We start from the raw sequence: 23,904 nt of genomic DNA on the forward strand, positions 1-23,904 counted from the left end.
TCCATCAAGCTTAACCATAGAAAGAGAAAGGGGAACCTCTCGTCAATCGTAGAGGTTCCCCTTTCAGAGCGCGTATTTAACAAGGTGTATGCTGTCCGCCTTTACTTGCTCTTCTTGTTTCTCTGGCTTCGTTCTTCCTGTTCCCAGTGTCTGAGTAACGGATAGGGATCGAAAGACCATTCATGCAGACCGCTGTCACGGTAAATGCCGTAATGAAGATGCGGGGGGAACTTGCCTTGAGTTCCCGGCTTGCCGTAGCCAGAGCTGCCAACCCAGCCTACAACCTGCCCGGGAGTGACCACATCACCGATCCGAACTCCTTTATCAAAGCCGGACAAGTGAGCGTAATAATGATAGTGGTTGTTCAAATCCCGGATACCAATCCGCCATCCACCGAATGGATTCCAACCCTTGATCTCCACAATGCCGTAACATGTACTGCGAACAGGCAGACCATGTGGAGCAAAGATATCTGTACCTTCATGAATGCGATATCCACCCCAACTTCGTTTGGTTCCCCATGTGCTGCGATAGGAATAATTGGTACCCAAAGGAACGGGAAAGGCATGTCCGAATAGATCCAGATTGTCAAAATGCTCATATAATTTCGCAAATTGCTGAATTCGCTGCACGGCTCTTGAATTGTGATAGTACTCCCACAGGCCTATGCCAAAGTCCTCCTGTTTGTTTCCGTATTGTTGCATGATTGAGGCCATGCTGTAGAGTACATCCAAATCGTTGTTGGAGTCGGCAATCCCGTCTCCTGAACCATCTCTGCCTTTTCCATTGAAAAAAAGAATCGATTGCGGATGCTGGTCTGTCTCATCCGGGTTCAGCCAGCCTCTCCAAGCCGGAGACGTCAAGAAAATACCAGTCAAACGTTCAGGGTGTTTGCGATCTTTGGGATGTGCTCGTGTAATCGTTCGTTCATACTGATCAATGGCGGCCAGCCTGTACCATGGAATTTGGGTCATCTGACCAATACTTTCATACAGATGTCGACGTGCGGCAAAAATGTCGGTTGCTTTGGTCTCTGCAGTTTGGGGTTGGGTCATTGTTGTATGGACAGACTCACCGTAAACATCAGCAGGCAGGAATGGGAGAAGCATCGCGCCTGCGAGTAACGTTTTGATGCAAAAGCTGTACGTATTTCGGAGTATCCACTGATGTTGCACAGGGAAGCAGCCCCTTTCCGTTAAGATGATGCACTTATGCCCGATAAATCAAGCTATATCTTAGCGTTCTTCAAACGTTCTGTTTTTATCCATTTGGTTGTGTAAGCACAAGATGTGACAAATGGGGGTTTTTCCAAGCCTTTCATGGTATAATATGTTCCGAGCAACAGCCTAACTTCAGTAGAAAGAAGGTTTATGCATTGGCTAAACGTGTTAAAGAACCGAAACCGGACTGGATTCGGATCAAATTGACAACCGGAGATAACTACCAGGAAATTAAAAACATGATGCGTTCCAAAACATTGCATACCGTATGTGAGGAAGCACGTTGTCCGAATATTTATGAATGCTGGGCGAATCGAACAGCGACTTTTATGATTTTGGGCGATATTTGCACAAGAGCATGCCGATTTTGCGCGGTCAATACCGGTTTGCCTACGGAACTCGATTTACAGGAACCGGAACGTGTAGCTGAAGCAGCTGAACAAATGAATCTGCAACATTGTGTCATTACAAGTGTGGCCCGGGATGATTTGAAGGACGGAGGAGCAACCATTTTTGCCGAAACGGTAAAAGCTGTACGCAAGCGTCTGCCACTGTGCAGTGTGGAAGTGCTTATTCCGGATTTTATGGGTGATCGGGATTCACTGCAGATCGTTATGGATGCTAAACCGGACATCTTGAACCATAACATCGAAACCGTTGAACGGTTGTCAGACAAGGTGCGTGCCAAAGCCAAGTATAAACGTTCACTGGAATTGCTCGCTCGTGCCAAAGAGATGCAACCTAACATCCCAACGAAATCGAGTATTATGCTCGGTGTAGGTGAAGAATATAACGAAATTTTGGCAACGATGGATGATCTTCGTGCGGTGAACTGTGACATTATGACGATTGGTCAGTACTTACAGCCATCCGAGAAACATCTGTTTGTTGAGAAGTATTATCCGCCTGAAGAATTTGCAACATTGAAACAAGAAGGATTGAAGCGTGGATTCAGTCACGTCGAATCCGGTCCGATGGTACGCAGTTCTTATCATGCCCATGAACAGGTAAAATCAGCGAATCAGCATACGGAACAGGCGGCAACACACGCGTGATGGAGGAATCCGGATTGGAACAGAATAAAAACACGGAAGAACAGCTGGAGAACGAGCAACAGAACGAGCAACAGCTGCAGGAAACGGAACAGGAGTCTGTACAGGAGCAGGAAAAGCCTAAGGCACCCGTCATTGTTCAAGTCGGCGGTAAAAATTATGAAATTGTACAGAACCACAAGCAGGGTTGGAACCCTGAAGTGTTCCGTGACCGGTACAGCGAAGTGCTGGAGCGTTACGACTATATTATTGGTGACTGGGGTTATAGCCAGCTTAGACTCAAAGGCTTTTATCGAGACAATCACCCCAAAGCAACGAAGGATTCAACCATCTCTTATCTTGTGGATTACATTAACGAGTACTGTAACTTTGGCTGTGCATACTTCGTACTGCAGAAGTGCAAAGAGCAGCCACAAGCCAAAGCAAAAAGCGGTTCCTGAGAAGGACCGCTTTTTTGATGCGTATACATAAACTTTTGGCTGGTCAGACATGTTGCCTAATCAAGAAAGGCTGTGCGAACCCGGTTCCAGAACGGATATGGGCGAAAACGCGCAAAACTGACCTTCTGCTCCGAGACCTGGCAACGAACGGAGATCAGATCCTCCACCATTACATTGACATGATCAATGGTTAGCAACAGACGCTGATCTTTACGTGAGAAAATGTCACAATGGTGATGCTTGGGCAAAATGACAGGTGAACCGAGCGTCCGGTAGACACGGTTGTTAATGGATGCAATCTCAGCAATCTGAATAGCTTCAATCGTTGGATGTACCATGGCTCCGCCGAGTGCTTTATTGTACGCCGTACTACCTGAAGGAGTGGAAACGCAGATCCCGTCCCCCCGGAACATCTCAAATGTAACGTCGTTGATGTCCACTTGTGCTACGACGGTACCATCTACCCCTTTTAACGTGAATTCATTCAGGGCGATGTACGAGGCGTTACCTGATTTCTTACGAATCTCCAGTTCGAGCAATGGATACTTCACAATACGAGGTTTAAGGAGATCGGGATCCCCTTTACCGCTCATAAGTCGAACCAATTCCCTTAATTCTTCCTTCTTCCAATCGGCATAGAAGCCGAGGTGGCCCGTATGAACCCCAACAAAAGCAATATCCGGAATGCGGTCGATGAAATTGTGAAAAGCTTGAAGCATCGTTCCATCGCCTCCGATGGAGATGACAATCTCCGGCGATTCTGCATCCAGCTTGAATCCTTCTTCCTTCGCCAGCGCATGAAACTGCTGACTGAGATCAATCGATAACTGGTCTCCGCGGTCTTGAACATAGTATCTCAAGATGAAAGCTCCTTTGTGGTCATTATACTACCGATGATAATCAATTCCGCGCCAGAACACAACGTCCGATTCAACTTCTGGGCAAACTATTTGGACAAAGCCCTATTTTTCGCTCCGTTTGGGAATCAGTAACGAACGAATCCAGGTAAGACATAAGAGAGTAGCGAGCATACCGACGAACATCTTTATTCCTGTTATTCCAATGACATTCCATCCGGGTGTGTGATCGAAGACAGAAGGGTTCAGCGTGTTCTCCAGAAATGCAGGCGAGGCCGATATGTTCATGAATAGCGGCCATAACAAAATGACGAGTAGAGGTGCAATTGCCGCATGAATTGCTCGAGCCAGTAAAAAAGGCCCGTATCGCATTGGCGTATTGCTTAACACGCTCATAATTTGCGCATGTACGGATAACCCGCCCCAGGAAAGTACAAATGCAGCGGCAGCAACTTTAAAGACAAGAGGAATGGAGGTGGATGCAGCTCCAGCTTCTTTGGCTCCAAGTGTCACTTCAAATAATCCGCCGACCAGACTGTGGGACAGGGATGGTGGTAAACCGGCAAGTTGAAGTCCTTGTTCCGTTAGAGTGTATAGCATGCCTAGCCATCCGGTCTGAACCAATAATTCCATAATGACGGAGAAGAATACAACTAGCCCGCCTACGATAATAATAAGCCGGAGGGAAGAGGATATAGCATGCCGAAGCAATTCCCCTAAGGTCCGCCCATCGGCTTGTCTCGCTTCGTGCATCGCATAGATCGCACTCAGGAAACGGTTGCGATGCTCTCCGTGAGCGGGAGGGGATTCAGACGGTAGAGTTGCAGCGGGACGGCCATGGAAACGCATGAGCACACCTACAAGAATAGCCGCAGAGTAATGGGAGGCCACAAGAATTGGAGCGATGGACGTATTGTGGAAAAAACCGACAGACACAGCCCCAATCATAAAGATCGGATCAGATGAGGTAGTGAAAGCAACCAAGCGCTCACCCTCCTCTCTTGTAACCAGTTTCTGTTCCCATAATTGTGCGGTCAGTTTAGCCCCTGTAGGGTAACCAGAAGCACAGCTTACGGCAAAGACAAACCCGCCGCTTCCGGGAACGCGGAATATCGGGCGCATAAGTGGATTAAGCAATGTACCCAAAAAATGCACAATACCAAAACCGAGTAGCAACTCGGATAAAACCAGAAATGGAAAAAGGGAAGGGAACAGAACATCCCACCAGATCGATAGTCCCCTCACACTGGCATGCCAAGTTTCAGATGGGTACAAAGCCATCAGAACACAAAAGAAAAGGAGAGCAAGGATGACCAGGATTTGCATGATGCGCTTTGAAACGTTCATGAATTTCTCTCCTTTTAGGGTTAAGATGCAGGAATCACAGTCCATGATGGAGCTTTTGCCATAAATATATGAAAAAGATCGGACAAACAGTACAAAATAATAATGGGAAAGCGCTTGCAAAAGTGGCTGTGTTTTTGAATGATGTATGCTAAAATGGTAAAAACGCCTGAACGTCACCTAATTGCCATAAAGGTGGAATCAATAAGGATGGAGTGATGATCATGAGTCTTGTCGCCGGAGTCCTGGTCTGTGCATTTGTGTATGTGATACGTGCCTCGCTGGTGCGTACTGAAGAGGAAGATTGGCGAAGTTATTAATGGAATATGTGATGCGCCAGCCTTGAAGGTTGGCGCTTTTTTTGTCATTTTGGCCCGGAACTCCTTGGTACGTAAGGCTCTGGTCAAATCTGATCTTTCATGTGATATAGGACTTTTTGGTTTTTTTTGATAGAATGAAGATGCTGGCTTTTAGGGCCAGCTTGTTGATCTGTTGTTTATCATGTTCCTGTAGCATGTGTTATATTACAAAATTCGACATATTGAAGGAGGGAAGAAGTATGAATTCCAGTTTAAGTATTTATGACAATCTTGGCGGTGAACAAGGTGTTCGGGCGCTGGTGGAGGCTTTTTATCCAATCGTATTGCAGAATGAACAACTAGCACCGCTCTTCCCGGAAGATATTACTCCGGTAATGGACAAGCAATACATGTTCCTGTCTCAATTTTTTGGTGGTCCTGCATTGTTCTCTGAGGCCTACGGACATCCGATGATGCGTGCTCGTCATATGCACTTTGAGGTGACGGTAGAGCGAGCAGAGGCATGGCTTGCATGTATGAATCAAGCGTTAACACAAATTGGTGTGGAAGAACCGTTGCATTCGTTTATTTTGCAGCGTTTATCGGGGCCAGCTCACCATTTTGTGAATACGCCATAGTTCCAAATATACGACAAGCCTTACGGGAGAGGGATGGAACAAGTGGAATTAGAGCCGCTGTATAAGGTGAAGGTGACATGTCATTATTGCGAGAATGAATTTGAAACGTCACGAGTAAGACCGAGCTTGAAACGGCCTTACCGAACGGATTCTGATTTTTGTGCTTATTACAAACAGGAAAATCCGGATTTTTATGTTGTCCGAATCTGTCCTTCGTGTGGATTTGCCTCTACCGAAAATTCTTCAGGTAATCTGAATGAGATACAGCGCAAGGCGTTCATTGAGCAGATCGGAAACCGTTGGGTTAAGCGAGATTATAGTGGAGCAAGAAATCTGGAACAGGCACTTGCTACGTACAAATTGGGTCTGCTATGTGCTCAGGTTATTCAGGAAAAGGATCGTGTCGTTGCTGGCCTGTTGCATCATATAGCCTGGTTGTATCGGTATATGGAAGATCATACACAGGAGCATCGTTTTCTCGAGTTCAGCCTGGAAGCTTATATCAAGGTGTTTGAACGGGAAGGAACAGGCGGTAATGAGGCGAAGTTACTATATCTGCTTGGAGAACTGAATCGCAGAGTAGGAAGGTTCCATGAAGCGGTTCAATGGTTCGGTAGAGTCATTCATGACAAACGCATTACAGATGCAGCGATGATTCGTGCGTCAAGAGAACAATGGGCGTTGCTACGTGAACAGATGATATCAGGAAAAATGGAACTGCCACAAGAGATGCTGGAAGCAGAAAAAGAGGCTGCAAAGCGCAGCCCTCTCTAAGTGTATTGCAGGATGTATTTATCGAACAGGACGACTGGACAACAGGTAATCGTTATCGGTATCAATGACGGTCATGCTGCTATTACAGCAGGGAAAGACAAGCAATTTCTTTTTTCCTTCACGGATACGGATGAGTTCCTTGGGTTTGAGGGGAAGTAGCACATTGTTTGCACCGCAAAAAGGGCATTGCTGTACATAGATATCCCCCATAATGACATCGTATGGCCAACTGTTCTCAAAAGGAATCATTTGGATTTGTCTTCCTGATCTGAAGATTTAGCGGCCTCTTCCTTGGCCAATTCTGCAATCTTCTGCATGAGAATATGTTGAGGCATATGCATCAGATGTTCCAGAGGCACGCCCAGAGATGCTGCTAATTTGACGGCTGTTTCAGCCGATACTTGTAAAGGTTTCATACACTTACCTCCTGAAAAAGTTGCTTATTATTTCTCTAGTATAGAGATACGTTGCGTATAAAACCAGTTTTTAATTCAATTCTATTCACCCGAATCTATAGAAAGAGGTGCCTTATTAGATGAAAATGCCATTACATCCTGTATGGGATCTGGAGTCCATCTTTAGTGGAGGTTCTTCTTCCGAAGCATTCGCCGCATATCTGAGTAAGCTGGAAACGGATGTGCGAAAGTTGCAAGAAACATTGAATCAAACGGTTGCTCCAGCAACATTGAAAGATACAGAGACTTTTGATCCTATTCTTGAACTGTTGCAAAATTGTTATGTTCGAATCTCTGAAGGGTCTGCGTTCGTATCTTGTCTGTCCGCTCAAAATCAGCAAGATAAAAAAGCGACTCAACTTCAAGGGACTGTTAGTTCCATTGCTGCGATGCTCAGCAGCAGTAAATCCAAATTCGACAATATACTTAGCCAGATGCCAGAAGATGTATGGGCGGAATGGCTTGAACGTCCTGAAATCCAACCTTTGTCCTTTGTGTTAAACGAGAGTCGTACACAAGCGAAAGAAAAATTGTCACCGGAGCTGGAAGGGCTTGCTCTGGATCTGGCTGTGGATGGTTATCATGGTTGGGGCAAATTCTACAATACAATTGTAAGTAAAGTGAATATCCCGTTTGAACAGGATGGGGAGACAGTTATGCTGTCCGCAGGACAGGCCGCTAACAAGCTTAGTGACAGTGATCGTGCAGTGCGTGAGCAGGTATATGCATCCTGGGAGCAGGCCTGGACAGATGTGGAGGATTTCTGCGCAGACACGTTGAATCATCTTGCGGGTTTCCGTCTAAAATTGTACGAGAAGCGTGGCTGGCATGATATCTTGAAAGAACCTCTCTCCATCAACCGGATGTCACGCCAAACGCTGGATACGATGTGGGAAGTCATCAACGGAGCCAAACCGGTACTTGTACAGTATTTGGAGCGAAAAGCCCAATTGCTGGGTGTCGATAAGCTAAGCTGGAGCGATGTAGAAGCACCGGTAGGCAAGTCTGTTGGTAAAGTGACGTATGACGGGGCAGCTCAGACAATCGTGGAGCAATTTGCCAAGTTCAGTCCCAAACTGTCGAGCTTTGCAGAGATGGCTTTTGAGAAACGATGGATTGAAGCCGAAGATCGTCCAGGTAAACGTCCAGGGGGATTCTGCACTTCACTGCCACTAAGCAAAGCGACTCGCATCTTTATGACCTTCTCTGGAACGGCGTCGAATGTATCCACACTCGCGCACGAACTTGGTCATGGATACCACCAGCATATCATGGAAGAACTGCCGGCATTGAATCAGCGTTACGCGATGAACGTAGCTGAGACGGCTTCTACATTCGCAGAGATGATCGTTGCCGATGCATTGGTGCAAACTGCAAGTGATGAGCAGGAGAAGCTGGCGTTGCTTGAAGATAAAATACAGCGTAGTGTTGCGTTCTTTATGAACATTCATGCCCGTTTCCTGTTTGAGAATCGTTTCTATGAGCAACGTAAGAAAGGCCTGGTAAGTGCCGACGAGTTGAGCAGATTAATGGTGGAGGCTCAAGAAGAGGCATACTGCGGCGTTCTGGCATCAAATCATCCTCATTTCTGGGCATCGAAACTGCATTTCTATCTGACAGGTGTACCTTTCTATAACTTCCCATACACCTTCGGGTACATGTTTAGTGCGGGAATCTATGCTCGGGCACAACAAGAAGGTACGGCTTTTGCGGGGAAATATGATGATTTGCTGCGTGATACTGGACGAATGACTGTGGAGGAACTAGCTCAGAAACATCTGGGTACAGATCTGACACAACCGGACTTCTGGCAAAATGCTGCGAATTTAGTTATTGCCGATATTGAGCAATTTTTAGAGATGACCTCAGATATAAAATAGCGTAGCCAACTATTTCGAGAAAAGAGAAGCCATAGTGGATTGTCTGACAGACATCTATTATGGCTTCTTTTATTTGTAATGCGCCTTAAAGTCGAATGTATATTTTGTCGTAAATAAATGAAAAAACTCGTTTTAAGGAGGGGGATTGGCAATTAATTGTGCAAATTATAGGGATAATTACCCAAAGTTGTTTATATTTGTTGAGTAAGCGTATATGATGTCATATAATGAGTCGTAAGTCCTTGCTTTATAGGACTAAAAGCATAATAGGAGGAGTGTTAACGTGAAAACGGAGCAACTTTCATTAGCAAGACAGTTAGATCTGGTGTTTAAAGAGCTTGATCAGGAACTGTCAGGATTAGATTCAGGGGTAGTTTTTGTGCAAATACGAAATAACGTTATTGGGAAATTCGGCATTCGACATAATCCGATAACCGGTAAAGATGGACGGATGGAGATGGAGGGTGAGGGACTTAATCATGCGCAACGTGCTTCCTTCCGCGCTATGGCACTGGAGACACTGAAATTTAAGCGGAATTGGACACATGGCGAAATTAGCTATGACTTTACCGTTAGACAAGGCATGATCATGATCGATGCGACGATGGAATCCAATTACAACATGGCGAACTTGATGATTCGCTACCCTAGAACGAATACATATCTGGATTCGGGGATGGGATCTGGCTCATAATTTAGCAAAACCAGAGAATGATATCGTTAAGTTTGTTACACATGTTTAGTAAAAATAGAAATAAAGCGGCACTTCCGAAGAAGGCCGCCATTCATTTTCAGCAACACTCAAGCAATAATTACGAGCTTACGAACGACCCGATAATTGCTGCTCAGCGATTTGTACCAGACGTTTTGTAATATATCCACCCAGAGATCCAGTCTCACGGGAAGTATAGTTACCGTAGTAACCATCTTGAGGAATAGTTACACCCAGCTCTTGCGCAGCTTCCATTTTCAGTTGTTGCAATGCTGCGTTCGCTTGAGGTACTACCAGATTGTTAGAGCGGCTTCCGCCACCTTGGTTTTGGCTTCCGTACATATGTCTCACCTCCTTGTGGGTTAGTGATGTTAGTATGGATCGAGAATGAGGAAATATACATGATATGGCGTAAGGGAATATATGGATAATCAAACGAAGGCATGTCAACTCAAAAAGCCGATCCAGTGCGGATCGGCTTGTTTTGCATCATTGCGAGAATAGCAAAAGTCGAGGTAGTTCATCTATTGTAAAAAAAGTATTGCTTAGTCAATTGGTGGAACAACCTCGATATGGGTGAACAGCTCTACAGGTTGCTCTGGTTCAAGCCGGATCAGTCCAGTTACATCCTCAGTCAATGGCAGATTCGGCGCATCCGGCAACCAGGTGTAAGGTTCAATACACAAGAATTGATCGGATTCTCCTTTGGTATACAAAACCCAGTGTTTGAAAAATGCTTCATCTACTGAATATTTCAGTGCATATCCATCATTTCTCCGCAAATGAGCAACTGCAGGCTGACCTTCCGCCGCACGAAGCAACGTATCCCAGTCTCTTCCCTGCATGTTGATTCCTTCCCCGATAGAGGACCATTCATCATGTAACGTTTCTATTTCGCCTGTAGGCAGCTGATCTTCATTTTGTGCATACAATCCGGAAACAGGTAGCTGTAGTGTCCAATCTTCAGGTTTACCGTCGAGCAAAAACCATGTATGATATCCCATCCCAAAGGGAGCAGGTGTTGAACTCAAATTGGTGACACGCAACCGCTGGGTCAGTACAGCATTTTTCAAGCTGAATGTCATTTCAAGTTTCAGAGGGATGGGGAACTGTTCCATCCAATGTTTTTCATTTTCGGTTAATAGTTCGGTTGTGATTGCACAGCCGTCCTCATCTTCTTCAATATCACTGACACACCAGGACTGGCTGCGATGGAGACCGTGAATATGGTTGCCATTCGCCGTATTCTGATCGAACTGATAACGTACACCTTCATACTCGAATTGTCCCTTATGGATACGTCCTGGAGGTATAAGCAACGGGACTCCAAAATGATAGGGCTTCTGTAAATAGAAAGCCAGATCATTTTCGTCCGGGCGACGAACGACATCCCTATTCTGCACCAAATCGCGAATCGAGATGATATTATTTCCCAGACGAGGCAGCAGGGTGATTTCCAATTCACGGCTATGTAGGATATACGTGTCGTAACCATTCCATTGACCTTTGGTCACTTGTTTCATATCGATGCTCCTTTTCCCACTTGAAATCTGTCTGCATGCAGTTGGGCTTGCTGAACTGCTACAGGCGTGTCATTGTGATCATTCCAACTTTTTAAGACATCCTGCGATCAGCATCATAGCCTTCACAGGATAAGCAATACCATCATAACAGATTTTCAAGCTTCGCGAAAAAAAACTCATCTCATTTTGACATTCAGGCTTAAGGGCATTAATATGGAATTCTAAAAGCTTTTTATGAACTGAATGATATCAAAGCGATGACGGGGACAAGTAGGCAAGGAGTATTCTCTTCAGAAAGCCAGTGGTTGATGCGAACTGGTGTGAACTCTTTTTTGAATGGACCCTTGAGTGTATAACTGAACAGATCGAGCTATACAGGGAGATCTCATTAGGTTATGCCGGTTATTCCACGTTAAGGAACAATGAAGGCTTTTTCCCTGCTATATTCCTGCATATCAGGATAGCGGAGAGGAAAGCGAATAAGGGTGGCACCACGGTCTCACGTCCCTTGCGGATGTGGGGCTTTTTTGCGTTCGCAGAGCGAAGATGCCAAATTTTTGAATTCTAGATGATGTGTGAATTAGGGAGGCGTATCAGATGAAAACGGTATTATCAGGTATTCAGCCGAGCGGTAAGCTTACACTGGGCAACTACATTGGTGCGATTAAAAATTTTGTGAAATTACAGCATGACTATAAGTGTCATTTTATGGTTGTAGATCTTCATGCTATTACAGTGGCACAGGAGCCAGCGGCACTGCGTGAACAGTCCGAGGCTGTGGCCGCATTGTTCATCGCGGCAGGAATTGATCCGAGCAAATCACACGTATTCCTGCAATCTCACGTACCACAGCATGCAGAGCTCGGATGGTTGATGACAACGCTCACATCTATGGGTGAGCTGGAGCGTATGACCCAGTTTAAAGACAAATCTTCCGGCAAAGATTCTGTCGGCGCAGGACTGTTCGTTTATCCATCCCTGATGGCTGCAGATATATTGCTGTATAATGCAGATCTCGTGCCTGTCGGGGAAGATCAGAAACAGCATCTGGAGCTGACTCGTGATCTGGCAGGGCGCTTTAACCATCGTTACGGAGAATATTTCACCATTCCTGAACCTTATATTCCACAGGTCGGTGCGCGTGTCATGTCACTGGATGATGCTTCCTCAAAAATGAGCAAAAGTAACCCCAATGCAGGAAGTTATATCGCCCTGTTAGATCCGCCGGATGTCATTCGCAAAAAAATTAGCCGTGCTACGACGGATTCCGGTCGTGAAGTTGTCTATGATCCGGCGAATAAGCCAGAGGTGAGCAACTTGATGAGCATCTATGCGGAATGTGCGGGTATGACACTGAATGAGGTGGCGGAGCGTTACGAAGGCAAAATGTACGGCCCATTCAAAAAGGAACTCGCCGAAGTCGTTGTCTCTGTTATCGAACCGTTACAAGCAAGATACAACGAAATTCGTGAGTCTGGTGAGCTTGCAGATGTATTAGAGACTTCGGCACGTCGTGCTGAAGAGGATGCTGCGAAGACGCTGGATGCGGTGAAAGAGCGGATGGGTTTCGTTCCTAGACGTAAGCTGTAATTGGGAATACAGGTTCAGCAAAGTCAATTTAGCATAAAGACCATGAACGGTTAATCATTGTTAACATAGAAGAGGAGACGGATGAATCCATCCGCCTCCTCTTTTTTGACTTATTAACTTCATATGATAACAATAGCTTATGAAGCTGATTCGGAAGCGGAGCGGGCTTCCTGACGTTCTTTTTTCGCCCGGATGACAAATCCCCAAACGATATTAGCCATGGATAGAACAAACAGCAGGGCTGCAAGCCAGCCGTTGTAAGAAATCGTGATTGCTGTAACCGTTAACAAAACTATCGAAGAAAATGCAAACCATAAGGATAAGCCTTTGCTCATTGGGAAAAACCTCCATGTACAAATTTATTGAATTTTCGTATAACCTGAAGCGTGCGAGCCATAATAATCTTGCAAGCTTGCAATACATTACAGACACAGATTGAAAGGAGATTTTAAATATGGCTCAAGGATCTCGCTCTTCTAACAACTTGGTGGTGCCTCAAGCGACAGCAGCTCTGCAACAATTGAAAATGGAGGCTGCACAAGAACTGGGTGTAACTATCCCGCAAGACGGATACTATGGTAACTACACTTCCCGTGAGACTGGATCTTTGGGTGGATATATCACCAAACGTCTGGTACAAATCGCTGAGCAGTCTCTGTCTGGCAAATAATTTATATACCAAAGCAGTAAAAGCCCGGAGCGGATAACGCTCCGGGCTTTTCCCGCGCAATCGTTCCTATAACGATTGTGCCCTGCAACCAAGGTCTGCGTCAAGGGCGAGCAGATAAAAGTTTTTTATCCATTTTTTCATCACTTAGCCAGCCTACGTAAGTATCAATTGTTTTGAAGTTACGATCCATGACCACTACGGCGACAAAGGGATACTGTTTCCGGTGTCGATACCGAACATCAGCCCAGCGAACTTTATATCCGGCAGGAAGTTCCTCCACCTCGGCTACAGCATAAGAAGTGAAATAGAGGAATGCACTAACCTCCGGTGCCTTGCGTGAGGCTACAACGGCTGCATGAGTGGAAGAGGTGGCATGCAGGCTCCAGGTCAGCTCAGAACCATCGATCTTACCAAGCTCATAACTTCCATCCTTATTCGTTTTGACAACATGCCAGCGGCTCCAGGAAATCGTTGGAATCACAATGTATTTGGCTGGTTCCGGACTGTTATCCATACGTCTCACTTTTCGAACCACCAGTGCCCGCGCGATGGTACGCCATACATAATATATTCCAATCAGGATATACAGCGTAGTAAAGAGTGGGGCAGGTGCGATAAGGTCGAAAGCCCATAATAGAATCGCAATCACATGTGTAGTAAACAGGAACGGGTCAAAGATATGAATGATGTTCCAGGCAATCCAGCGTTCCGTAAAAGGACGGGCAGCCTGTGTTCCATACGTATTGAACAAGTCGGTAAAGACATGTATGCCTACAGCTACAGCAGTCCAGAGGGCAACATGACCAAGTGAAACTCCTGAAAAAATCAATCCGATCACACCCGTAATTAGCAGTACCCATAACAACAGAAACGGCAACGAGTGGGACAGTCCCCGATGATTTCGAATATAGAGCGAATTACTTTTAAAACGCAGTGCAGTATCAATGTCAGGGGCTTGGGAGCCGGCGATCGTGCCTACCATGACGGCGGCTGCCAGCATGGGGTCGGTTGCAACGACAGGATCAACATAGGCGAGACCCGCCAAACCAATGCCCATAACAAAATGTGTAGAGGTATCCATAAATCTCTCCTTTATAAGGTGTAACGTCAGTGTATCGTCATCAAAATTAACCTTCTCTATCTAGGTGATACCCAATTCTAGTGTATATTATCCACCCGCATGGATGCAAAACATGCTAAGCCCTGGTAACAATCTGTCCATTTCCCAACAAATGTACGAACATTGTCAAACTATTCCGTGGTTTCTTGTGATAAAATTTATATCGGAAGTCGCGTGGATTTAATAAACATGTCGCGATGAGACATATTTTGTGAACAACGACCTTGTCATAAGCCAAGATATGTCCCGTAATGAAGGCACTGTATTATACATATGTATCCCTTGGCTGAAATGATAACGTAGATTTAATTTATCACGTTAACCGAAATCATTTTGTATCAGTAAGCCAGGGCAGCTTAACAGAGGGTTTTTATGGATCAAATATGTATGCGCATTCACTAGTACATTGTTAGGGGGAAGGGAAGAGGATGCAGGTCATTAAGAAATACAAATGGACGTGGATTTTGCTCGGTATTGCACTGATTATGGCGGTATATTTAATGTGGAATACGGCATTTGCCAGCCAGGAGAAATTACCCGAGATTCGGGAGATCCAATCGTTTTCCATGGAAAATGTGGATGGTCGTAACGTATCGCTGGCGGATACGCAAGGCAAAGTGCGATTGTTCTACTTTTATTTCACCAGTTGCCCTGATGTTTGCCCGATTACGACATTTACACTGTCTCAGGTGCAGGACTTGTTGAAAGAAGATGGAACATTCGGAGATAAGGCATCTTTTGTATCGATTTCCTTCGACCCAAAAGTAGATACGAGGGAAAAGATCAAAACCTTTGCCGACCGTTTCCACGCGGATTATTCTGGCTGGTATTTCCTGCGTGGGGATATGGATAAAACCAAGCAGTTCGCCAAAGAATCGTTCCAGATTCTGATCGAAGGCGAGAACAAGGATGATTTTGCCCATATGAACATGATTGGGCTGGTGGATGAGAATAACCAGCTTCGCAAGGTTTATAACGCTTTTAATACAGAAGATGTGCAGCCGGAAGCTATCGCAGAGGACATTCGCAGGCTGATTAAAGAATAACACCGTAAAATGTTAAGCACGAAGTCTTTAGAAAAGGCTGTCTCTGGTTCCTATAACCAGAAACAGCCTTTTTGTCGTTATTCCTTTTAATACGAAGGTTCGTCAGGATACTGGATATATTCCTCCAGCCCTGCCTTCTCTAATTGCGAGATGATGTATTCATCAGGTGTGCCTTCAACCCCTGCGTACCCACGTCTTGTATACATTTGTACCGCATCGGGAAAAGCATCGCGCAGTACACCTCTTATCTTTTTACCTGAGCTGTCATTGTCCATGAATAAATAAACTTCATCATATCCGACTTGCTTGCGCAGTGTCTCCAGTTTAAGGGAGTTCAGCGTTCCGAATGTGCACAAAATATTGATCTCTGGACCCACTAAACGTTTGAGTTTACTGCGATCATTCTTACCTTCCACAATGACATGAATAGGCATCTTATTCACCCCTGATTCGAGAGCTGATGTCGACATTCCCCGGGAAATGTTACAGCGAAAATCGACTGAATGTACTTATAGTGTATCTGGAAATAGGGGAATGATGCAAAGCTTAAATTGTTCTGCAGAAGGCTCTAACGTATAAGTTGGTCAGGACAAGCTTAGATACTTCACCCCAGGATGCTTTTCGCATCGGAAGATGAGAGCGGGGCAGTATGTCTTGACGTATAATAGGGGAGTACCAAGATGCCGATCATCAGCAAAATAAAAGCAATGAAATAAGGAGATACCCCCAGCCTCAGCTGTCCAGCCGTAATCGGACCAATAAACGAACCAATAGAGGTGGCAATCGATTGCAGAGAGAAAATACGCCCAAGCTTGCTACCACCGCTTAAGTGAATAAAAAGTGTAGCCATCGCGGGGAAAATGATACCTTTGGACATCCCGAGCACAAATAACACGATGGATAACGAAATTTGCGGAACGGCTGCCATCACGAAAAAACTCAAGGACATCAGCAGTACACCAGCAACTAAACGCAGTTTGGGCGAATAACGGTTAAGAAACAGCATGCTGAGTGTAAAGAGCGCACCGATGCTAATGATTGAAAACAGTAAACCTGTCGACATCATGGAGGAATGCCCGCCTCCCCGTAGCGGTAATTCAAAGAAGAGAATACCTTGAGCGCAGGCAATAACCAAGGGTAGCATGAAATAACGCCAGGAAACGGGCAGGAATGCTTTTGGCGCTTCTGATGGCGAATGATCAGAGTTAGCTTTAGCCGAGCCGGAAGGCGCAAGGCCAGGTTTTGCGGGTTCGGTCAATGGCTGCGGCTGGCGAACGAGGCCACGCGGCATGGTAAGCAGTGCAATGACACCTGTCAGAATGAGTAGATAGCCGAGACTCGAGAAGGTGGCAGAGAACCCCATGGCACCGACGATCACGGCACCTGCGGCTGGTGACACCACCGAAGCCAGCGTGTGCACGACACCGTGACCCGACATGTATTTTCCTTGTTTCACCGGGTCATTGGAGAGTTGAGCGAGCAGGGCCAGACATGCCGGAGATAGAAAGGCTAATACAAAGCCGCTAATAGAACGTAGCGCGAGCAGTTGCCAAGGGGTATGAATGTGAGCCTGCAGAAGTAGGATGAACCCCGCACCGACCAGACTGAACACAATATATCGACGGCTCCCGTGTTTATCAATCTGTGTTCCAGCAATCAGATTGCCAGGCAGGTGGGTTAAGGAATAGATGCCCATCATCCAGCCGATAAAGGTTGGAGCCGCACCGAGCGATATCGCAAATGGCGTCAGAATGGGATACTGGGCATGCAGATCAAACACAGCTAGAAACAAAAACAGGTATAGCCAGATGGCCGTTTTCACTAGAGCCCCTCCTTGTTAGGCGATGCCTGTTTGTACACAGGTCTTGAACGTGTCCACGTTCGTCGGACGAATCCTCATGGTACTACTTGTACGCCCCGCAGGACGAACTTAGACCGTTTATTTTTGCCGGAGAGGGCTTAGCTGACAGCAGGTTCGGAAATCATGTATAATATTCGGGAAGTCATGAATCAATTCTAATTCGGAAGGTGTAATCATGAACATAGAAGTAATCAAAGAGTTTGTGATGCAGAACTGGCTGGTGATCGTCGTTGCACTGATCATTTTGTTCTTTGTTCTGAATGTGGTCAAAACGATGTTAAAATGGGCGATTGCCATCATCATTATTGCGGCTCTGCTGATATACAGCGGCATCTCCATTGAACAGATCAAACAAACCGTCACAGACGTGCAGTCCAGCACGATGGACACACTCAAGAAAGAAGCAACAAGCATCATGCTGAAGGAAGCCTCCAAGGCCACCTATGCGGCGGGGAAAAATGGTGAATTTACGATAACCAGTCCTAACGTTGAGCTTAAGGGTAGCACGAAGTCGGATAAAGTCGATGTGACCTTCCGCGGTATTTCTGTTGGTGAGTGGAAACTCGACAACGATACGATCCGCACATTTGTCGAACAGGCACAAAAAAATAAAACAGCACCTGCTTCGTAGTTTAAAGGAGGAATGAAGACGTGCTGCAAACTTGGCTGGACAGCCTGAAGGAGTTTAATGGGATTACCATTCTGCTGTTGCTGATCGTAGCAGCATCCTTATTACAGGGATGGTCCAGAGGGGCTTCACGTTCTGCGGGGAGACTCTTTGGTTTCCTGATGGACGGTATTATGGCGGTCATTGGTATTTTGTTATCTATCGGTCTGACGTTATGGCTTGCGCCTTATGTACAGCAATGGTTATCTGTACATGCCGGGGATATGCCTAATCGTGAGTTAAACCGGTGGGAACAGCTGTATTATACGCTGGTTACAGCGATCGCAGATTTCCCGCTTATGCGGTTTGCCGTATTATTTGTATTGAGTTACGGCTTGATTCGCATGATTCTTGGATTTTTAACATCCTTCATATTTCGCAGAAGACATGCAGGAGATGAGCAAGCTGCGCCAAAAGGGATTTTTAGCCGGCTGACAGGCGCAGTGATCGGCACGGTCATCGGTTCGGTCCGAGGAATCATTGTGATTGCCGTATTGTTCATGATTGTAAGTCTCTATCCGGGTAGTATGTTCAGCCGTTATGTGGAGGCATCTCCGATCTATATGCAGGGTGCTAAATCGGTGATTGAGCCTTTGTCTGGTACGTTTATCAAGGACAAACTTCCGGTATTCACGCAGGCTGTGCAGAAGGAACTCGGAGGTATTTTGCAACGGAAATATGAAGTGATTGACCACAATATTCCAGCCGATATTGAGCAAGCCGCGCAGGAGATTGTCAAAGGAAAATCGACGGATGAGGCAAAAGCCAGAGCTCTGTATGACTGGGTTGGCACCCGGGTTCAATACGACTACGGGAAAGTGGATGATTATGAACAGAGGGGAATATGGCATGAACAGACCCCTCAGAATACTTTTGATACGCGCAAAGGGGTATGTATCGATTATGCCCGCTTATATGCGGTAATGGCACGTTCTCAGGGGCTTGATGTCAGGGTTGTTACAGGTCTGGGATATAACGGTCAGGGAGGGTACGGCCCTCATGCATGGAATGAAGTCTATTTGAGTGATTCGAATCGCTGGGTTCCACTTGATCCAACGTGGGCCATCAGCGGAGATTGGTTTAACCCACCTAACTTTGCCGACACGCATCTGAAAGATCAGTCAGCCTGATAGTACACCGGACACGGATATGGTTCGGAATATGACGACGTTGCCAGGTTATCATGCCGGTAAGTTAAGGTTCTGCGGTATGCATCAAGTCATGAAAGAGGTAGGATGAATGAAAAAGCATTCCAATGAGAAGGATGAACTTGCGGACAAACGGCGTTTTAGTTACCGGATGAACGTATTTTTCTTCGCTTCCTTTGTTATTTTTAGTGTAATCATTGTACGCTTGGCGTTTTTACAATTCGTTGAAGGACCTGAGCTCAGTCAGGAAGAAGCAAGTAACATTACGAAGGATGTGCCGCTTGCTCCGGTGAGAGGAACCATCTACGATTCTACGGGGACGGTGAAACTGGCGTATTCCAAGCCGATTCAGTCGCTGTATCTCACATTGTACAAAAACTACGGGGATGTGGATGGCCAGCCAAATCCGAAAATTGGTGAAGTTCAAGAGATGGCTACGCGTCTGCATGATGTTTTTGAAAAGTATAAAACCCCGAATTCCGAATCCTTGACCGTGGATCAAATCATGGAGGAAATGGATCTGAATTCTCGCAAGGCTAACGGGTTTATGCCACGTCTGATCAAGAGTGATTTGTCCGAAGGGGAGGTTGCTTATTTCCTCCAGCATAAGGATGAATTCAAAGGTATTCAGATTGTGGAAGAAAGTGTACGTTACTACGATCCGGATACAGTGGCCGTTCAATCCATTGGTTATTTGAAAAAATTCAAAAGCTCCAAAACGTTGAAAAAATATAAAGAAGTAGATGAAGCAAACAAAACGCAGACTGATCCAGGTCTGGTCTATACGGAAAATGAGTTTGTTGGATTTGATGGACTGGAGCTACAGTATCAGGATAAGCTGCGGGGCAAAAGTGGTTATACGTCGGTTGACGTTGATTTACGTAACTTGCCTGAAGGTGTAGCGGGTACAACCCCGCCGCAAAAAGGCTATGACCTGATTTCCAGCATCAACAAAAATGTGCAGGTGAAAACCGAACAGGCAATTATGGATCAGTTGAGCTGGCTGCATCGTAATCCGGTATCGGGCAGATTGCATCCCAATGCCAAAACAGGCTTTGCTGTAGCGATGGAAGTGGATACAGGGAAGGTTGTAGCGGCAGCCAGTATGCCTGATTACGATACGAATGTGTGGAGAACAGGCAGTATCAGCACAGAAGATTACGACAAAATCAAATATATTTACCAGAATGGTACGATCCGAGGGTTCCTGCCTAGTGATTCCAAGAAAAGGGCAGAATCCGTCGTATTGCTCGGTTCAACGATTAAACCACTTAGTGTGTTGATCGGTTTGAAGGAAGGTTTCTTTACCACTAACTCAGTGTATATCGACCGAGGTTCAACCACATTCGGTGGAGATAACCGACGCGTACAGAACTCATCGGGTCACGTTTACGGTGCCATGTACCCTCGCGACGCCATTCGTCATTCCTCCAACGTATTTATGATTGACGAAGTTGGTAAGAAGCTGTACGCACGATATGGTGCTAAGGGCGTTGACGTGTGGGATAAGTACATGGAGCAGTTTGGTCTTGGTATAAAAACAGGAGTAGACTTGCCGAATGAATGGGCTGGGCGTAAAGAATATGAAAATGAAACGGAAAGTTCCTTGACCAAACTAGCCTATGCTTCCTTTGGACAACAAGGAAAATATACAACCATGCAGCTCGCGCAGTATACCGTGATGCTCGCGAATAAAGGAAAACGCATGGAACCACAGCTTGTTAAAGAGTTCCGGGATTCGGAAGGCAATGTGGTGGAGAAGGTGAAACCGAAAGTGCTCAGCACAGCAGACTTCAGTGATGCATACTGGAATGAAGTACAGCGTGGTATGGCTACCGAGGTTTCTGCCTTTGGCGGTTTCCCTTATGATTTTGCGAGAAAAACAGGTACGTCGACACAGAATATTGGAGGGAAACTGGTGGATAACGGGGTATTTATCGCTTTTGCACCCCGTAACAATCCAAAACTGGCTGTTGCGGTCATGATCCCGGAAGGGGGCTTTGGTTCCAACAGTGCGGCTCCGGTTGCACGTGCGATTTTCGATGCTTACGACCAGGAATTCGGCCTGGATGGTGTTCCGAAAAAAAATAAAGATAAAGAAACAGAAACAAGTACACAGTGATGCAGTGATGGAGATCGTGTTCTCCATATGTTAAAAGGCCCCCAGAACGGGGCCTTTTTTTGTTGCTTTTTTTATGGAACCCAGGCAGTCTTCTTACGTTATATACAGAGGGCTTCTTATTACGAAAATGTAACCAAAATTAGAAAGACGTTACAGTCTGCATTTGCTACACTTAAGAAGTGAGAGTTTGCCATTTTGGTCTGTTGTCTGTTGGGGTCTGTTATGACGTTTCGGTATGTATAGATCGTGTGATTTTTAAACTTATACAAAGAACGGAGAGGGGAGCATATGTTTAATCGACTTAAAAATAAACCGCCGAACGAAGATGAGAGAGCGGTAAATCAATCGACCAGCGCGAGGCTGAATGTGTTTTTTTTCGTGGCATTTGTCATATTCAGCATTCTGATCTTCCGACTGGCATTTGTGCAGTTTGTCGAAGGGCCTGAACTGACGTACATGGAATCTACGCGCAATACAAAAGATATCCCTCTAGCCCCGGTGCGCGGCCCGATCTATGATGCGACCGGGAAAGTGGCGCTTGCTTATTCGGAGCCGGTACAGTCACTGTATGTGCTGTTATATGAAGATTATCGTAATGATGATCGTAGGCAGGAAGCCGAGGGACTGGCCCGTGAACTTGCAGATATATTCAAACGATTTAATCCGGGAGACGAGAAGCAGCCGGATGCAGAGGAGATTATTAAAAGACTGGATCTGGATCATCAGAAGACATTCGGTTATGTGCCAAGACTGGTCAAGTCTGATCTGACGACCCAGGAAATTGCTTTTTTTCTAGAGAAAAAAACGGAGTATCCTGGCGTAATGGTGCTGGAAGAGAATGTACGGAGATATGACCCTGATCGTGTTGCTGTGCAGGTTATTGGTTATACGCGGGACTTTAAGGGAGCAGGGGCATTGAAGCAATACAAAACGATCATAGAGCAATCGGCTTCTCAACGTGATCCAGGATTGGTGTATTCACAGGATGAGAGGGTTGGATTCGATGGGTTGGAGCTGCAATATCAGCAGGAGCTTCGCGGAAGAAGCGGATATCAATCCATTGATATTGACTCTAGGAATTTACCTACAGGCACGATGGAATTGACTCCACCAGAGAAGGGGTACAGTCTGATCTCCACGATCAACAAGGAGGTTCAGCTTGCCGCGCAAAAGGCTATTACGGATGAATTACGAAAGCTTCCAAAGGCCATTACAGGTTACGCTGTAGCTATGGAAGTGGATACAGGCAATGTGGTAGCTATGGCAAGTATGCCGGACTATGATCCGAATGACTGGGATTATGACAAAATCAAGTATGTTTTCCGAAACGGGACGACAGAGTCTTTCCCGCCCAATGATAATAAGCCAAGCCGTGCAGAGTCCGTTGTTCTGCTTGGATCGGTTATTAAACCGCTCAGTGTGCTTATCGGCCTGAAAGAGGGACTGTTCACTACGGGGAGTACTTATCCTGATAAAGGTTACGCTGTATTAGGCAAGGATGGAAGACAAGTAAAGAACTCACATTCGGCCTACAACGGTAATATTACCGCACGGAGAGCGATTGAAAAGTCGTCCAATGCATTTATGATTGATATGGTGGGCAAGCGTTTGCTGAATAAATATGGTGCCACAAAAGCCCTTGCTAAGTGGGACGAATACATGAAGGATTTTGGTTTGGGTGTCTCGACAGGCATTGATCTGCCCAAAGAATTTCTTGGTCAGTTGGAGTATAAAGCAGACAATAATGAGTCTGCACTGACACGTCTTGCGTTTGCGTCATTTGGTCAGCAAGCCAAATATACAACGATGCAACTTGCCCAGTACACCACAATGCTTGCGAATAAGGGCAAACGAATGGAGCCACACTTGGTGAAGGAAATCCGTGATGCGGATGGCAATGTGGTGAAGAAGTTTGAGCCAAAGGTTCTTAATGAGGTGCAGTTTGCGGATGCACACTGGAACGAAGTGCATAAGGGTATGGTCACCAAAGTAAGCTCCTTCGACGGTTTCCCTTATGATTTTGCCAGAAAGACAGGAACATCCGAGCAAGGAACCGGACCGAATAAAAAGGAGAACGGTGTCTTTATCGCCTTTGCGCCAAGAGACAAACCGAAACTGGCTGTAGCGGTTATCGTGCCGGAAGGCGGTTTTGGATCGGTCAGTGCTTCCCCGATCGCACGCAAAATTTTTGATGCATACGATGAAGTGTATGGCCTAGATGGTATCCCAAAGGGGAAGAAGGACCAGAATAAAGAACAAGATTAATGATTAAGGGCATAAAATAATAGGAAACAATGGCATGCTCATAAAAGTATTGAATAAACGGCTTTAGATTGAACTCATAAGTAACAGGACAGGCAGGGGAAAATATCCCTTGCCTTTTATTTTTCCATCGGCTAAAATTTGCACAAGGGAAACATTATTAGACGAGTTTAAAAGTTGGTACCTTGTACAACTTAATTAGTTACGGACAAATATTTTAGGAC

General features: G+C 45.7%; 24 protein-coding genes and 1 other annotated feature. Of the genes, 13 read left to right on the plus strand and 11 right to left on the minus strand.

Features of this window, described 5'->3' with window-relative positions; all coding sequences use genetic code 11:
* Positions 1–101 precede the first annotated feature (101 nt).
* Positions 102–1,109, minus strand: coding sequence for a M23 family metallopeptidase (locus J2T16_RS19785; RefSeq protein ID WP_499019168.1), 1,008 nt, complete (start codon positions 1,107–1,109; stop codon positions 102–104).
* Between the two features lie 266 nt (positions 1,110–1,375).
* On the opposite strand from J2T16_RS19785, the gene lipA reads away from it, so the two are divergent.
* Both lipA and J2T16_RS19795 read left to right on the plus strand, forming a co-directional pair.
* Positions 1,376–2,275, plus strand: coding sequence for a lipoyl synthase (gene lipA / locus J2T16_RS19790; RefSeq protein WP_090919653.1), 900 nt, complete (start codon positions 1,376–1,378; stop codon positions 2,273–2,275).
* Between the two features lie 14 nt (positions 2,276–2,289).
* Positions 2,290–2,712, plus strand: coding sequence for a YutD family protein (locus J2T16_RS19795; protein WP_244159298.1), 423 nt, complete (start codon positions 2,290–2,292; stop codon positions 2,710–2,712).
* Between the two features lie 56 nt (positions 2,713–2,768).
* Here J2T16_RS19795 and J2T16_RS19800 read toward each other — a convergent pair whose 3' ends face one another.
* Both J2T16_RS19800 and ylbJ read right to left on the minus strand, forming a co-directional pair.
* On the minus strand, positions 2,769–3,572 hold the full coding sequence (locus J2T16_RS19800; protein ID WP_090919650.1) for an NAD kinase: 804 nt from the start codon (positions 3,570–3,572) through the stop codon (positions 2,769–2,771).
* A gap of 102 nt (positions 3,573–3,674) precedes the next feature.
* Positions 3,675–4,916 carry a dipicolinic acid transporter SpoVV gene (gene ylbJ / locus J2T16_RS19805; protein WP_154891085.1) on the minus strand — a complete coding sequence of 414 codons (1,242 nt, stop codon included), beginning with the start codon at positions 4,914–4,916 and terminating at the stop codon, positions 3,675–3,677.
* Between the two features lie 556 nt (positions 4,917–5,472).
* Between ylbJ and J2T16_RS19810 the strand changes: the two genes are divergently transcribed.
* Positions 5,473–5,850 (plus strand): globin domain-containing protein, encoded by a 378-nt coding sequence (locus J2T16_RS19810; RefSeq protein WP_090919642.1) that lies wholly within the window; start codon positions 5,473–5,475, stop codon positions 5,848–5,850.
* A gap of 42 nt (positions 5,851–5,892) precedes the next feature.
* Entirely contained in the window at positions 5,893–6,624 is a 732-nt protein-coding gene (locus J2T16_RS19815; protein ID WP_221790006.1) for a DUF2225 domain-containing protein, read from the plus strand.
* Positions 6,625–6,642: 18 nt separating this feature from the next.
* On the opposite strand, the gene J2T16_RS19820 is transcribed toward J2T16_RS19815, so the two are convergent.
* Complete coding sequence (locus J2T16_RS19820) at positions 6,643–6,873, minus strand: hypothetical protein (RefSeq protein ID WP_090919639.1); 231 nt, start codon at positions 6,871–6,873, stop codon at positions 6,643–6,645.
* Positions 6,870–7,040 (minus strand): YycC family protein, encoded by a 171-nt coding sequence (locus J2T16_RS19825; protein ID WP_221789982.1) that lies wholly within the window; start codon positions 7,038–7,040, stop codon positions 6,870–6,872. The genes J2T16_RS19820 and J2T16_RS19825 overlap by 4 nt, the downstream gene beginning before the upstream one ends.
* A gap of 119 nt (positions 7,041–7,159) precedes the next feature.
* Here J2T16_RS19825 and J2T16_RS19830 point away from each other — a divergent pair, with 119 nt between their 5' ends.
* Complete coding sequence (locus J2T16_RS19830; RefSeq protein WP_499019094.1) at positions 7,160–8,959, plus strand: M3 family oligoendopeptidase; 1,800 nt, start codon at positions 7,160–7,162, stop codon at positions 8,957–8,959.
* 283 nt (positions 8,960–9,242) lie between these two features.
* A complete protein-coding gene (locus tag J2T16_RS19835) occupies positions 9,243–9,653 on the plus strand; it encodes an O-methyltransferase (RefSeq protein WP_090919630.1) in 411 nt (136 codons plus the stop codon).
* A 126-nt stretch (positions 9,654–9,779) separates the two neighbouring features.
* Here J2T16_RS19835 and J2T16_RS19840 read toward each other — a convergent pair whose 3' ends face one another.
* Together J2T16_RS19840 and J2T16_RS19845 are read right to left on the minus strand one after the other, a co-directional pair.
* Positions 9,780–10,013 (minus strand): alpha/beta-type small acid-soluble spore protein, encoded by a 234-nt coding sequence (locus tag J2T16_RS19840; RefSeq protein WP_090919627.1) that lies wholly within the window; start codon positions 10,011–10,013, stop codon positions 9,780–9,782.
* A gap of 203 nt (positions 10,014–10,216) precedes the next feature.
* On the minus strand, positions 10,217–11,194 hold the full coding sequence (locus J2T16_RS19845; protein WP_499019097.1) for an aldose 1-epimerase: 978 nt from the start codon (positions 11,192–11,194) through the stop codon (positions 10,217–10,219).
* Positions 11,195–11,442: 248 nt separating this feature from the next.
* Positions 11,443–11,706 (plus strand) — a binding site (T-box leader).
* A gap of 85 nt (positions 11,707–11,791) precedes the next feature.
* On the opposite strand from J2T16_RS19845, the gene trpS reads away from it, so the two are divergent.
* Complete coding sequence (trpS, locus tag J2T16_RS19850; RefSeq protein ID WP_499019098.1) at positions 11,792–12,784, plus strand: tryptophan--tRNA ligase; 993 nt, start codon at positions 11,792–11,794, stop codon at positions 12,782–12,784.
* Between the two features lie 137 nt (positions 12,785–12,921).
* Here the strand turns inward: trpS and J2T16_RS19855 are convergent, their stop codons facing one another.
* Positions 12,922–13,119 (minus strand): hypothetical protein, encoded by a 198-nt coding sequence (locus J2T16_RS19855; RefSeq protein ID WP_123064719.1) that lies wholly within the window; start codon positions 13,117–13,119, stop codon positions 12,922–12,924.
* A 119-nt stretch (positions 13,120–13,238) separates the two neighbouring features.
* On the opposite strand from J2T16_RS19855, the gene J2T16_RS19860 reads away from it, so the two are divergent.
* Positions 13,239–13,454: an alpha/beta-type small acid-soluble spore protein gene (locus J2T16_RS19860; protein ID WP_090919614.1), complete on the plus strand. Its 216-nt coding sequence runs from the start codon at positions 13,239–13,241 to the stop codon at positions 13,452–13,454.
* A 100-nt stretch (positions 13,455–13,554) separates the two neighbouring features.
* On the opposite strand, the gene J2T16_RS19865 is transcribed toward J2T16_RS19860, so the two are convergent.
* Positions 13,555–14,535, minus strand: a complete 981-nt coding sequence (locus tag J2T16_RS19865; protein ID WP_090919611.1) for a metal-dependent hydrolase — start codon at positions 14,533–14,535, stop codon at positions 13,555–13,557.
* A gap of 467 nt (positions 14,536–15,002) precedes the next feature.
* On the opposite strand from J2T16_RS19865, the gene J2T16_RS19870 reads away from it, so the two are divergent.
* Positions 15,003–15,620, plus strand: a complete 618-nt coding sequence (locus J2T16_RS19870) for an SCO family protein (RefSeq protein WP_154891081.1) — start codon at positions 15,003–15,005, stop codon at positions 15,618–15,620.
* Between the two features lie 86 nt (positions 15,621–15,706).
* Here the strand turns inward: J2T16_RS19870 and J2T16_RS19875 are convergent, their stop codons facing one another.
* Together J2T16_RS19875 and J2T16_RS19880 are read right to left on the minus strand one after the other, a co-directional pair.
* Positions 15,707–16,054 (minus strand): toprim domain-containing protein, encoded by a 348-nt coding sequence (locus J2T16_RS19875; protein ID WP_090919605.1) that lies wholly within the window; start codon positions 16,052–16,054, stop codon positions 15,707–15,709.
* A gap of 170 nt (positions 16,055–16,224) precedes the next feature.
* A complete protein-coding gene (locus J2T16_RS19880) occupies positions 16,225–17,442 on the minus strand; it encodes an MFS transporter (protein ID WP_499019099.1) in 1,218 nt (405 codons plus the stop codon).
* A 214-nt stretch (positions 17,443–17,656) separates the two neighbouring features.
* Here J2T16_RS19880 and J2T16_RS19885 point away from each other — a divergent pair, with 214 nt between their 5' ends.
* The 4 genes from J2T16_RS19885 to J2T16_RS19900 all read left to right on the plus strand — a co-directional run bounded on the left by J2T16_RS19885 (position 17,657) and on the right by J2T16_RS19900 (position 23,683).
* Entirely contained in the window at positions 17,657–18,112 is a 456-nt protein-coding gene (locus J2T16_RS19885; RefSeq protein WP_090919599.1) for an ATPase, read from the plus strand.
* A 20-nt stretch (positions 18,113–18,132) separates the two neighbouring features.
* Positions 18,133–19,278 (plus strand): transglutaminase family protein, encoded by a 1,146-nt coding sequence (locus tag J2T16_RS19890; RefSeq protein ID WP_154891079.1) that lies wholly within the window; start codon positions 18,133–18,135, stop codon positions 19,276–19,278.
* 109 nt (positions 19,279–19,387) lie between these two features.
* Positions 19,388–21,418, plus strand: a complete 2,031-nt coding sequence (locus tag J2T16_RS19895; protein ID WP_499019101.1) for a peptidoglycan D,D-transpeptidase FtsI family protein — start codon at positions 19,388–19,390, stop codon at positions 21,416–21,418.
* 288 nt (positions 21,419–21,706) lie between these two features.
* On the plus strand, positions 21,707–23,683 hold the full coding sequence (locus J2T16_RS19900) for a peptidoglycan D,D-transpeptidase FtsI family protein (RefSeq protein ID WP_499019102.1): 1,977 nt from the start codon (positions 21,707–21,709) through the stop codon (positions 23,681–23,683).
* Positions 23,684–23,904: the final 221 nt, after the last annotated feature.

It is taken from the genome of Paenibacillus intestini (genome assembly GCF_030803945.1).
Classification (GTDB): Bacteria; Bacillota; Bacilli; order Paenibacillales; family Paenibacillaceae; genus Paenibacillus; species Paenibacillus polysaccharolyticus.

Coding starts and splice junctions, on each gene's coding strand:
- J2T16_RS19785 (WP_499019168.1), bottom strand. CDS start 1,109: ATGCTTCTCCCATTCCTGCCTGCTGATGTTTACGGTGAGTCTGTCCAT.
- ylbJ (WP_154891085.1), bottom strand. CDS start 4,916: ATGAACGTTTCAAAGCGCATCATGCAAATCCTGGTCATCCTTGCTCTC.
- J2T16_RS19810 (WP_090919642.1), top strand. CDS start 5,473: ATGAATTCCAGTTTAAGTATTTATGACAATCTTGGCGGTGAACAAGGT.
- J2T16_RS19820 (WP_090919639.1), bottom strand. CDS start 6,873: ATGATTCCTTTTGAGAACAGTTGGCCATACGATGTCATTATGGGGGAT.
- J2T16_RS19825 (WP_221789982.1), bottom strand. CDS start 7,040: ATGAAACCTTTACAAGTATCGGCTGAAACAGCCGTCAAATTAGCAGCA.
- J2T16_RS19830 (WP_499019094.1), top strand. CDS start 7,160: ATGAAAATGCCATTACATCCTGTATGGGATCTGGAGTCCATCTTTAGT.
- J2T16_RS19840 (WP_090919627.1), bottom strand. CDS start 10,013: ATGTACGGAAGCCAAAACCAAGGTGGCGGAAGCCGCTCTAACAATCTG.
- J2T16_RS19845 (WP_499019097.1), bottom strand. CDS start 11,194: ATGAAACAAGTGACCAAAGGTCAATGGAATGGTTACGACACGTATATC.
- trpS (WP_499019098.1), top strand. CDS start 11,792: ATGAAAACGGTATTATCAGGTATTCAGCCGAGCGGTAAGCTTACACTG.
- J2T16_RS19855 (WP_123064719.1), bottom strand. CDS start 13,119: ATGAGCAAAGGCTTATCCTTATGGTTTGCATTTTCTTCGATAGTTTTG.
- J2T16_RS19860 (WP_090919614.1), top strand. CDS start 13,239: ATGGCTCAAGGATCTCGCTCTTCTAACAACTTGGTGGTGCCTCAAGCG.
- J2T16_RS19865 (WP_090919611.1), bottom strand. CDS start 14,535: ATGGATACCTCTACACATTTTGTTATGGGCATTGGTTTGGCGGGTCTC.
- J2T16_RS19870 (WP_154891081.1), top strand. CDS start 15,003: ATGCAGGTCATTAAGAAATACAAATGGACGTGGATTTTGCTCGGTATT.
- J2T16_RS19875 (WP_090919605.1), bottom strand. CDS start 16,054: ATGCCTATTCATGTCATTGTGGAAGGTAAGAATGATCGCAGTAAACTC.
- J2T16_RS19885 (WP_090919599.1), top strand. CDS start 17,657: ATGAACATAGAAGTAATCAAAGAGTTTGTGATGCAGAACTGGCTGGTG.
- J2T16_RS19895 (WP_499019101.1), top strand. CDS start 19,388: ATGAAAAAGCATTCCAATGAGAAGGATGAACTTGCGGACAAACGGCGT.
- J2T16_RS19900 (WP_499019102.1), top strand. CDS start 21,707: ATGTTTAATCGACTTAAAAATAAACCGCCGAACGAAGATGAGAGAGCG.